Source organism: Alkalibacillus haloalkaliphilus C5, from assembly GCF_000269905.1.
In the GTDB taxonomy this organism is placed as follows: Bacteria; Bacillota; Bacilli; order Bacillales; family Alkalibacillaceae; genus Alkalibacillus; species Alkalibacillus haloalkaliphilus_A.
In genome coordinates this window covers 1-11,563 of record NZ_AKIF01000091.1, presented here as the reverse complement: position 1 = coordinate 11,563, position 11,563 = coordinate 1, and the positions used below count along the sequence as shown (strand labels likewise).

Genomic DNA, 11,563 nt, shown 5'->3' with positions numbered 1-11,563 from the left:
TATGAAGGTTGCTGAAGGAATAGTAAAGTATTGCCCTGTGACTGACATGGTAAAGCAACAAGTGGAAACTAAATTTCCTTTTAGTTTAATGACAAGTTCAAATTCAAAATCGGATTCAAGTTCTAATGAAAGTTCGAATGCGCGTAGTCATTCAGAAAACGATCATTCAAGTAATTTAACAACAGATAAGGCTGAAGCTATTGAAAAAGCGGCTGAAAATATTAACCCGTCTTAAATAATTCAAAACCCGTCTAAACGACGGGTTTTAATCTTTTTTTACCGCTTCAAAGACTATGTCTTGTTGAATTGGTTGAGGATCTTCATTTTCACCTTGTTCTTGAAAAACTGGTTTTTCTATTCTTTTAACAGGTGTGAAGCCGTCTTCTTTTATTTGATCTAAACAGGCATCGATTGATTTAAAATCACTCACTCTGTATTTTTTCTTCTTCACGCTTTAATCGACTCCCTTTTACTTTCTTAACCCAGAACCCGCCGTGAATTTGTCTCGGTTCATATGCGACGATAAATGCTTTAGGATCTATATCCTTAATCACTTCATACAACATGAGCTCATATTTTCTTGGTGTTAAGACTTGAACGGCTAATCGGTCACCTTCCATACCGTAAGCATACCAACTTGTTACACCGTAACCCTTTTCACGAAGCGTTTCTGTAAATGGAATGCTTGGGTCAGAGGAAATTACATTAACTGTAATATAACCGACAGCGAGCTTTTCTTCTACTTTCATACCGCTAATAACACCTAAACCGAAACCTAATGCGTAAGCAATTAAATTTTGGACGTTTTCTAAGTTATCTAATACGAGGCCTAAGCCTAACGTATAAGCAGTTATTTCAAAAACACCTACTGATGCTGCTATGTATTTTTGACCTTTTAACGTAAAAATCATACGTACTGTCAGTAATGATACATAAACAATGTTAACACTAAAAATAATCAACAGCATTATTAAACCTGACTCTAACATTTCAAGACCCCCTTCTGTTTGCTCTAGATGAGACAAACACTAACGATATTGAATGTGCATATAGTGATAGGTGAAAGAAGGTGTATAGTTATGAACCCATTTAGCCAATTTAACCATATGCACGATTGGAAAGATCAAATGGAACGGTTTTTCGGTGATTCTTTTTGGGACGAATTCGAGAGCACATTAAAACCGAACTTCCCTCCAGTTAATATTCTGCGCAAAGATTACGAAATCCTTTGCGTTTTCAATATTCCCGGAATTGATCATCTTAAACGAATTGATTGTCAGGTTAAAGATTACTCTCTTCTAATAAAAGGACAGATTAACATAAATGTCAAAGGATATGAAATGGTTCAGGAAGAATTAATACAAGGGAGCTTTGAACGTGTCATTGAGCTCCCTTGCAAGGTTAGGAAAGATAAGATGAGTGCCCGCTATGAACACGGGCTTGTTTGGGTGAAGTTATATAAAGATGTACATCAAGATGAGCATGGACGTTCAGTTAACATCCAACAAGGAAAAAAATGATATTTACTCAGGGATAAAAATAAAGTACAAAATAAATATGACAAATAAAACGTACATGACTGGGTGGATTTCTTTTCCTCGTCCTTTTACAATCATCGTAATTGGATAGAAGATGAAACCAACAGCAATTCCTGTAGCAATACTATAAGTTAAAGGCATTGCGAGTAATGTAAAGAAAGCAGGAACCGCAATTTCAAACTTATCCCACTCAACATGACGTAAGTTAGCTGCCATTAAAATACCAACGATAATTAATGCTGGTGCTGTCACTTCTGCTGTTACAACTCCAAGTAAAGGAGAGAAGAAGAGCGCTAATAAGAACAATGTTGCCGTTACAACAGAGGCAAAGCCAGTTCTTGCACCAGCACTGACACCTGTCGTTGACTCTATAAAAGATGTCGTTGTAGAAGTACCTAAAATAGAACCAGCTACCGTTGCAGATGAATCAGAGAATAAAGCTTTGTTCGCCCTTGGTAGCTTGCCGTCTTTCATAAATCCACCTTGCGTAGCAACGGCTACTAAAGTACCACCTGTATCAAAGAAGTCTACGAATAAAAATGTCATAATAACAATTAACATTTGTATTGTGAAAATTTCACCAAAGTTCTCAAAAGCTGCACCAAACGTTGGCTCTAAACTTGGTACCGTGCTAACTACATCACTTGCTCCAGTTGGTGGATCAATCAAGCCAACAAGCATACCTGCTACAGCAGTCGCAATCATACCATAGAATACGCCGCCTTTAAGACCTAAAGTTAGTAAAATAACGGTCGCCACAACACCAAAAATCGCTAGTAGTGTGTATGGGTTTGTTAAGTCACCCAAAGCTAAGTAAGTGTCAGGATCAGATTCAATTATTCCAACGTTCGTTAAACCAATAAATGCAATAAATAAACCAATACCTGCACCGACTGCAAGCTTTAAATTGTTAGGAATAGCATTAATGACTTTTTCTCTTACACCAGTTAAAGTTAAAATCATAAAGATAACACCAGAAGCTAAAACACCGGCTAAAGCTGTTTCCCATGGAATTCCCCATGTTAATACAACCGTATAAGCAAAGAATGCGTTTAATCCCATACCAGGAGCTAATGCGATTGGGTACTTTGCCACAAGACCCATAATTAACGTACCAACTGCTGCTGCTAAAGCTGTCGCTACAAAGACTGCCTCAGGATCCATTCTTGTCACACCAGCAGGCAATTCTTCAATATCCAATAAAGCTAAAACAGCCGGGTTGACGAATAATATATAAGCCATCGCTAGGAATGTCGTAACACCACCCATAATTTCGCGACTGTAATTCGTCCCCAGCTCTTCAAACTGAAAATACTTTTTCATCGTTTGTCCTCCCCCATTGTAGAAACACTAAAAAACACCCTTGGCCGAAACCAAGAGTGCTACGAGGACATTTTGCAATCAACTGTGTAATGAACTACCCGAATTCAAGTCTACTAAACCTTTAATCGGTAATCTACTACACTCATCTATTATTGCCGTCACTCGTAGTCAGACCATTTACGGTAGTCCGGTAGAAACTCTTGGGCCATATCCCCAACATTATACGAAGTGTTTCATATTAATTTTTTAAATGATATAGGTTAACTTTACAAACGATTAAACATTTAGTCAATACTTATTTCGACAAAATTTGTTTCGTTAAATTTCGCCAAGTTTGATAGAATTGATCAACCTCAGAATTTAAATCTTCTTCCCGGTAAACGAAACGCTCATAATACAGAGTTAGCTCAGTCATTTGCTTATTACCTAACATACTGTCAACATTATAAGCATACTCACGCAGCGTCTCGCCACTTTGGAATTGATACCCTTCTCTCTCTAACAATTTCAATATGAACTGATAAGAATTTGTAATTGTTTTAGCTGAAGGCTTTCGCTTTAACTTTTGCTTTTTCCAACTAGCTACTATTTTCGAACGATACATATAAATTAACCAGATCGTTAATAACGTCCCAATTGTTATAGCGAATAAATGTAGTAAGTTGAAGTTACTGTCTTGACCTCCAGAACCAACTGTCTCATCTTCTTCACTTTCACTACCTTCGTCTAATAAATCATCCATATCAGACTGGTCATCATTCTCTGGAGCTTCTAACGGATCATCTTCGTTATTATTTCCATCTAATATGTCGTCTACCGATTCTCCGGTTGAGAAGTTCGCCTGGTTGTCGAAACCAACTGTCGGCTCAAAAGGCACCCAACCAACTTCAGGGAAGTAAACTTCTACCCAAGAGTGAGCATTATTATTTTGGATTTCAAATACGTTAGAACCTCTTTCTGGAAAAGCATCTTGCTGAACTGCGCGTTCACCACCCGTAAATCCTTTTGCCCATCTTGCAGGAATTTCTAAACTTCTTAACATGACAACCATAGACGTTGAATAGTTATCACAATAACCACGCTGAGTATCAAATAAAAACTGATCCACATAGTCTTCATCATCATCAGGGATCGCTACATCTGATGTCGCATACTCAAATCCACTGTCTTCAAAATAACTCTCGATAGCGCGAGCGTAATCATATCGGTTTTCATCAACATCTTCAACAATTTCTTCAGCTAAGTTTGACACTCTCTCTGGCAGATCATCCGGTAACTGCAAATATCTTTCTGGCATTTGATCTGATTCAACATACCCCACTGGCACTTCTCTCATTTTGTTTCTTGGAAAGTCAGGACGACCTACTTCCAAAGAATATCCTTCGTCTACTAAATCCTGTTCCTCATTAATCATTGATGCAAGCTCACCAGTCGTATAATTATAATAAAAACTAACACCATCAACTGTAGTTCCAACGGTCTCTGTGCCATAAAGATAAGGGATCTTATTTAAATGGCCAGGTTCAATAAACTGTAGTTCCGCTTCTGTCTCATTACGTTCTACACTTTCGCCATAATATGAAATATGCGGGAAGTGACCACTTTCATTTGTCGTTGGTGTACCTTCATCTGAACGAACCCATCCATGTCCTGTATACTCATCTTTCGTTTCGACTTTCCAATACCTTGGCGATGTAGCTGTCGCATAAAAGACAGTCGTATCATCCATTATAAAGCCGCCACCTAGACGGTCATCATGTTCACCATAGCCGACTCGATTAACGCCTCCACTACCTTCACCTGAACCAAAACCATTCTGTCCAGCTGCTTGAATAAATGATACAGGGTCAGGCCACTGTGGTTCAAATTTAGGTGCCGCAAAACCGATCGCTGCACTTATAAAAACAACAATTGCCATTGGTGCAATCCATTTAGCCATCGTACGACTACTTGGCACTTTAATTTTCTCTTGATCTACAATTCTATTCAGGTTAGCTAATATTAAAATTAACACACTAAAAATGAACACTCGTACAATGGCAACGTTCCCATCGTAAAGCGTAAATGTATCTAGTGCTGTTACATATACAAACGTTAATAGAACAAAAGAAAAAGGACGTTTAACGACGACAAACCAATAATAAAGTAAATAACTCATCATCCATAATAAGATTAAAAACAATAGTGTTCTAAAAACAGGTGTTAATTCAATCCAACTTTGGCCTAATAGTGCTTGGGTGCTTAGTTGTAAATCAACTAAAAGCTCTCCTAACCAAGCCAACGAGAAAAATGACGGTTCATAAAATATATAGTTTAATAGAAACATCAATCCTGCAAGCTTTAAAAATGGAGCAATCCACATAGGTAATTGAATTAACGAAATGACAAAACAGAACACAATATAAATAATAAATAAATGTGTTCCGCCAGTATCTGTTACTTGGCCTAATGGTAAAACCCACTCCATTAATAACAGCATACTGCCTATATATAAAGCTATTCCTACCCATTTACTGGAACTCATATCTTTTAAACGCATTAGGCGTTCACCTCAATATGTCTTCTTACTAAGCGGTCTTCATTTAGCCATGACACTTTTACACCCGAATAGTGCAACTGATCCATTCCAACTCTTTCTTCATAACTAATTAGGTGTTTACTTCTAATGAAAATAATGTGCACTTCAACTTGTTGTTGTTTAAGTTGCATAATCGTCTTATTAATGGCTGGTGATAATTCATGCGTCACTACAACTAAATAACGATCTTTTGATAACTGCCACGCTTCACGCTTTAACTGTTGTGGAAAATGATCACCTTGAACAAGTTGGATCTGACTTAATAAGCGTGTTAATTTTTCTAATGATTGTTTCCCATGTGATAACACAACTTCTTCTCGTGCTTGACCTAATGCAATAACCGATACGTTACCATGGTCTTCATACGAGTGATTAGCAACAGCATGAGTCACTTCTACAGCCGCTTCAAACGCTAACCATAAGTTAAAATCATTAGAACTACCATTCAAAATTATCGATAAATCTTTATGCTTCTCTTCTTCAAACTCTTTTGTGACGAGCTCTTGTTTTCTCGCTGTTGTTTTCCAATCAATCCACGATAACTGATCACCCGGTGCATAATCTCGCACACCTGATACGAGATTTGTATGATTAGCTGTTATAGTATAAGCTGACTGCTGACCTTCTTCAAAGGTTGATCTTTCAAGCTCTAAGTTCAGCGACACTTCACCTGGTTCAACTAACACCGTCGTTTCGACATCGTAAGTTCTCTCCTTTTTCACTAATCCCATTAAATCGCCCGTTAATAGCTTGGCTTGACCAAATTCGTGACGTCCTCTAGGAATCGATTCCAAGTTATATTGATAACTAATTTTTCTTCGGAAAAACGGGAATACGATTGTTTTACTATATTGTCTACTTTTTAGTTTATTAGGGTTAGATAAAAAACGATATTTATGATGTCTCGTGTCGTGCCAAGTCAGCATTTCAGGAACCCCATCTTCTACAACTAAATAAAAAATAGGTACAGGCAATATGCGTTTAATATTTACCGTTACGTTCAACGTTTGCCCTGCTTGTAAGTAATGTTTACTAACTTGGCGCTCGACTTTAACAAATTTCATCGGATAAAAAATCATCAAAATTGAATAAACTAGTATAGGTAAAAAACTAAAAAATAAAAACCAACTGACAAACCCACCTTGAAACATACCGTAAACAAACAATGTAACGGTCAATGCTAAAACTAAAATTAGCTTTAATACAAATTTCAACGAATTAGCCATTTACGATCCTCTCTCAATTGGAATCATCGTCTTTTTAATTAAATCTTCTAATACTTGTTTATCTGTCTTACCTTCGAACTTCGCTTCTGATGTTAACAATAAGCGGTGCGCTAACACGTGTGGTGCCATATACTTCACATCATCTGGCACTGTGTAATCACGTCCATGAATATAAGCATAAGCTTGAGCAGCTTTCATTAAAGCAATCGAAGCACGCGGGCTTGCTCCCAACTGAATCAGAGGGTTTTTACGCGTGTTTGATACAATCTCAACGATATACTTTTTAACCGAGTCACTTACATGAACATCGCGAATTTCATTTTGCTTCTCTAAAAGCTCATCTCTTGTCATTACTGGCGTTAACGTATCAATTGGATGCACATTCGCAGTACGGTCTAACATCGTAATCTCTTCTTGCTTAACGGGGTAACCCATTTTTAATTTTAGTAAAAAACGATCGAGTTGTGCTTCTGGTAACGGATAAGTCCCTTCATACTCAATAGGATTTTGCGTTGCCAATACGAAAAAAGGATCATTTAATCTCATCGTCACACCATCAACTGTGATGTGTTTCTCCTCCATACTTTCAAGCAATGCCGATTGCGTCTTTGGTGATGTACGGTTAATCTCATCAGCAAGGACGATATTACCCATAATCGGACCAGGTTGGAATTCAAACTTCATTTCTTTTTGGTTATAAATAGAAACACCTGTTACATCAGACGGTAATAAATCAGGTGTAAATTGAATTCTACTAAACTGTAAATCAACAGATTTCGCTAATGCTCGAACTAGCATCGTCTTACCGACACCTGGAACATCCTCTAGTAAAACATGACCTTGCGCAAGTAGCGCAACAATTGTTAATTCAATTGCATCACGTTTACCAACCATAACTTTTTCGATATTTTCTATTAACTCATTAATTTTAGTTTGTTGTCCGGCCATTTGCTGGTTCATTACTACAACCTCCTGAATTGTCATAACATTTCGCTAATTTTATCTTACTATAAAATGATTGATTAATGTGAGAGAATTTATACATTTTATAGCTAATTTTCTAGAAATCTAGAAAACTATTTTGGTTTTTCAACATTATAACCTAATTTTTTCATATTTTCGCGATAATTACGACACTGTTCTTTGAAACATTTCGGCTTGAAATCCTTAGGGAGTTGATCTTTAAACTTCTCATAACAAAAACAGCGATCCATGTTCCATCACCTACTTTTAGTCATTTTAACTCCTATCGTAACATGGAACGCCAAAGTATATGTAGAATGATAATACTGGAATTCCTCACAAAAAAACACCGACCAGTTTTTATACTGACCGGTGTTTTCAAGCTATTCTGCATCAACTCTGTTAAAGAAAGTAAAGGAGTATAAAGCAGCAATACCAACGATAACGTAAATGATTCTAGAAATGACTGAATCCATACCACCAAATATAGCTCCCACTAAGTCCCAACCGAATAGTCCGAAGATGAGCCAGTTCAATCCACCTATAATCAATAAAGCTAAAGCAGTTTTATTCATTTCCATACCACCTTTCTGGTTGACAGTCATTTGTTGAAAATCCTAAATATACCTTTATAGAGTATTATTTTACTTTTTGCGAAAATTATACATCGTCAGTTTGGCGTCACCTATCTTCTTCCAAAAACCGTTCAATACCTTTTTGGTTTTCTAAATAAGTTCCTTTCCCTAATTGAATTAATTCATCGATATATTTAATTTCATCAAACGAAATTTCTTTTCCTAAGTCTTTATTTATGCGTAGATAACGATCATTAAGAAGTAACTTACAATGATAAGAAGTCGATTCAGAGGATAAATGAAGAACTAAATCTAACAATTTCGGTGTCACTTTCATCGTTAACAAATGAAAAGGGAGCCATTGCTTTAGTCCCCAATCCTTTTCCTTTTCAATATTAAATTCAATATTTTGCAGTCCCGTCCCTAGTGATAATATTTTTATATCGCCAATGTCTCGTCCAAAGTGATGAATGGCTTCTGTCATACCAATTAAAGAAGGATTATTAGACCACAGACCGCCATCAATTGATAACTGATTACTAATATTATTCGGCGGAAAATAGATGGGAGCTGAACAAGATGACAGGACCGCATCCCATAACTTAATGTTTGAGCTTTCACTTTGGTCATGACCATAATTTGAACGGTAAATATACGGCTTACCATGCGTCACATCTACTGATGGAATGAGCAGTGGCTTTTGAATATCTTGAAGTGAATAATCGCCAAATGCTTTTTGGAAGAAGTGGCGTAAATATCGGTCACCATAAACACTTTTAAAAAGTCCAATTTTCGATTGGCGTTTAAAGATCTTCTTCCCGTACTTTTTATAATAACCCATTACATCTGACATCTTTTTGTTTAATACAATTGAAGTGCCAATAATTGAACCTGTACTCGCTCCTGTAATGACATCAAAATGTTCACCTACGCGGACCCCATATTCTTCCTCTATTGATTGTAAAATTGCAATAGCAAACACACCCCGAATCCCACCACCATCAATGCTTAAAATTTTCATATGTAGTCACCTTTATTATGGATTGTAAAGCCCCTCAACATAACCTTACCCTTTCCAATTTAATGGCACTTATGTGTTAATAATCATTACTAAAAATGAAGAACCCTCCGACCTTAAGGATTCTTCAAGTATTAATCAATCATTTTTTCGTACTAAAGAAGACTTGTCTAACACCTTATACTTAATGAGAAAGTGACCTGTATGTTGGTATTGTATACTTTTAATAAGCCTGTTCAGCATTATTTCGTTTTTTAAAAATAACTATGAAAAAGCCTTGTACGATAAAAATGAGTAATAATAAAACCCATAAATAATCTTTATAAAAATCAAATGATAACGAATGAACGAACCGATCATACAGTTCAATTAATAACCAACCAATAGGAAAAATTGGCGCTGCATAACTGTAAGACTTTAAAAGAATTTTTTTGTTACGATCATTTTTAGACTCCGGTCCAAAGTAAAATTTTAGTTGTATATATAGTGCTACTAAGAAAAATGGTGTCAAAACTAGTATTATAAAAGCCACTTCATGTTCTCCATATACTTTCAAGTTTATTTTTTATGTATTAAAATAATAAGTTATAAGTATAAAAATACCCGTTAGATACATTGCTTCGTCTTCATTTGTAGTCATTGGACGAAAGTAGTATTGATAGCCTTTTTCTCGTTGACCTCTACCTATCATTGTGTTTCCAACAAACACCTCCACTTGACTGTTCGTGACGTATGTTTGAAATACATATTCCGTTTGTCCAATAGTTGCTTTCAAACGTCCTTTTAGTTGTGTCGCATTTTTAAAAGACAGATCCGTTCTAACTTCTCCAACTATCTCATCATTTTCGAATATTGCCCAACGATCATTTCCAATCAACCGATTTTCTTGTGGATTCTCAAAGGTTATTGAACGACCATCCTTCATTTCAAACATCAGATTTAAATACCAACGACCTGTAGACCGCATAGTTTCAGCGACTAACATTTTCCATGACGATTGGTAATAGCGTCTAAATTGTCCTTTTAATAGTTGTTCAGCATAAAGTGGTTTCCATCGGTTAAAAACCGTGTCACCTAAACGAATGACCCAAGCGCCTTTGCTGTTTATTGGTTCAAAACTTTGATCTTTTTTCACTTGATGTCGCTGAAAATATAAAATCCCGATTGCTGCTAAAGGAAATAGTAATAATAGTAGAAACTGATTTATTTCAAACTCACCTACTACGATCATCCGAAGAGATAAACCAATTAAACCAGCAATCGTTAAAAGTATTAGGTAACCCATGTTAAACTCCTTTACCCCCGTAAAAATATGTAATTCATTTTTTAATATGTTAACATAAAAATTTCTGCCAAACTTATAAATTTGGCAGGAGCCTTTAATTATAAACAGATAGCTTTTTATATGTTGTTATATCACATGATCTAACGTCTTTTAAATTGGTTCTGTTAAAGTTTATTGTTGATATATGATAAAAAAATTAGAACTTCCAAATATTGGAGGTTCTAATTTCCTATAATGTCTTATTCAACTAAAGCACCCGTTTCTGTAATAAGCACATAATATTTACCATGAGAAAACTTTAGCCAATATCATAAACAGTGACCACAAAACAAGGCCAACCAAAAGGAAAATGATGAAAACTTTTAATGTATCCAAGAATGATGAAATCTTAAACCAACCGCTAAGTAAAAGAGTGGGATAAATGGTGAACAGCATCACACAAAAATGGATAATACTCCGCTTAAATATACTCCAGTCTTCCACTTCATAAATAACGGATGCAGCAGCAACGAAAAATATGATAACACCAGTAATAAACGTACTTTTTGCATCTGAATACTTACCTTGAAAATAGAGGAGTAAAGCAATTCCACCCATAATGGCTAATGGTATACTACCTCTTATCAAAGAATTTATAAAAATAATATAACTTACCTTCCTTCTTTATGAATTAGTGTCAATTATTGCAAGTGATGTTTCCAATTAAATCAGCAGACTTACGAAGAGAGTAACCTTCTATCATACATTCAACAAATTTAATCCATTGGTTAAGGTGACGAGTACGATAAAGAACTGTATTTGTGTGGTCAGTAAATGTCTTTTTACAAGCCTTACAGCGATAGCGTTGATTTTTAACTTCATCACCATCAACAATTGTTGTGTATTTACCAATACGGACAACATGTTCCGATTCGCAGTCTGGACATTGATAACCATTCTTATTTTTACGTTCCGAAATTTCGTGATGAACGGTTCCAGTCGAACTTGATGCAGTCAGGGCATCAATTAAATATTCTCGCAATCGGTGTTTCTCTGCTGGATTTAGTTTTTGAATGGC

The 11,563-nt window shown here is 36.0% G+C and carries 12 protein-coding genes, 2 pseudogenes and 1 riboswitch; of the genes and pseudogenes, 2 read left to right on the top strand and 12 right to left on the bottom strand.

Annotation, left to right across the window (positions count from 1 at the left end; genetic code table 11):
• A pseudogene (locus A194_RS0110285) lies at positions 1-235 on the top strand (hypothetical protein); the annotation flags it as partial.
• Between the two features lie 30 nt (positions 236-265).
• Here A194_RS0110285 and A194_RS19810 read toward each other — a convergent pair.
• Positions 266-451 (bottom strand): NETI motif-containing protein, encoded by a 186-nt coding sequence (locus A194_RS19810; protein ID WP_040402679.1) that lies wholly within the window; start codon positions 449-451, stop codon positions 266-268.
• Positions 423-989, bottom strand: coding sequence for a DUF2179 domain-containing protein (locus A194_RS0110275; RefSeq protein ID WP_017186761.1), 567 nt, complete (start codon positions 987-989; stop codon positions 423-425). The genes A194_RS19810 and A194_RS0110275 overlap by 29 nt, the downstream gene beginning before the upstream one ends.
• A gap of 90 nt (positions 990-1,079) precedes the next feature.
• Between A194_RS0110275 and A194_RS0110270 the strand changes: the two genes are divergently transcribed.
• Entirely contained in the window at positions 1,080-1,520 is a 441-nt protein-coding gene (locus tag A194_RS0110270) for an Hsp20/alpha crystallin family protein (protein WP_017186760.1), read from the top strand.
• A gap of 3 nt (positions 1,521-1,523) precedes the next feature.
• Here the strand turns inward: A194_RS0110270 and A194_RS0110265 are convergent, their stop codons facing one another.
• From A194_RS0110265 to A194_RS19435, 10 genes and pseudogenes are all read right to left on the bottom strand, one after another.
• On the bottom strand, positions 1,524-2,861 hold the full coding sequence (locus A194_RS0110265) for an NCS2 family permease (protein WP_017186759.1): 1,338 nt from the start codon (positions 2,859-2,861) through the stop codon (positions 1,524-1,526).
• Positions 2,862-3,006: 145 nt separating this feature from the next.
• Positions 3,007-3,109, bottom strand: a riboswitch (purine riboswitch).
• Between the two features lie 47 nt (positions 3,110-3,156).
• Entirely contained in the window at positions 3,157-5,400 is a 2,244-nt protein-coding gene (locus tag A194_RS0110260; RefSeq protein WP_017186758.1) for a transglutaminase TgpA family protein, read from the bottom strand.
• Positions 5,400-6,665, bottom strand: a complete 1,266-nt coding sequence (locus tag A194_RS0110255) for a DUF58 domain-containing protein (protein WP_017186757.1) — start codon at positions 6,663-6,665, stop codon at positions 5,400-5,402. Before A194_RS0110255 ends, A194_RS0110260 begins: the two co-directional genes overlap by 1 nt.
• Positions 6,666-7,625 (bottom strand): AAA family ATPase, encoded by a 960-nt coding sequence (locus tag A194_RS0110250; RefSeq protein WP_017186756.1) that lies wholly within the window; start codon positions 7,623-7,625, stop codon positions 6,666-6,668.
• 386 nt (positions 7,626-8,011) lie between these two features.
• Entirely contained in the window at positions 8,012-8,233 is a 222-nt protein-coding gene (locus tag A194_RS0110240; RefSeq protein ID WP_237718759.1) for a DUF378 domain-containing protein, read from the bottom strand.
• 76 nt (positions 8,234-8,309) lie between these two features.
• Positions 8,310-9,224 (bottom strand): CBASS cGAMP-activated phospholipase, encoded by a 915-nt coding sequence (locus A194_RS0110235; protein ID WP_017186753.1) that lies wholly within the window; start codon positions 9,222-9,224, stop codon positions 8,310-8,312.
• A 220-nt stretch (positions 9,225-9,444) separates the two neighbouring features.
• Positions 9,445-9,753 (bottom strand): hypothetical protein, encoded by a 309-nt coding sequence (locus A194_RS0110230; RefSeq protein ID WP_017186752.1) that lies wholly within the window; start codon positions 9,751-9,753, stop codon positions 9,445-9,447.
• Between the two features lie 33 nt (positions 9,754-9,786).
• Positions 9,787-10,506: a hypothetical protein gene (locus tag A194_RS0110225; protein ID WP_017186751.1), complete on the bottom strand. Its 720-nt coding sequence runs from the start codon at positions 10,504-10,506 to the stop codon at positions 9,787-9,789.
• Positions 10,507-10,788: 282 nt separating this feature from the next.
• The gene (locus tag A194_RS0110220; RefSeq protein WP_029425168.1) at positions 10,789-11,133 is read right to left on the bottom strand and encodes a DUF3021 family protein; all 345 of its coding nucleotides are present in this window, start codon (positions 11,131-11,133) and stop codon (positions 10,789-10,791) included.
• Positions 11,134-11,194: 61 nt separating this feature from the next.
• A pseudogene (locus A194_RS19435) lies at positions 11,195-11,563 on the bottom strand (transposase); the annotation flags it as partial.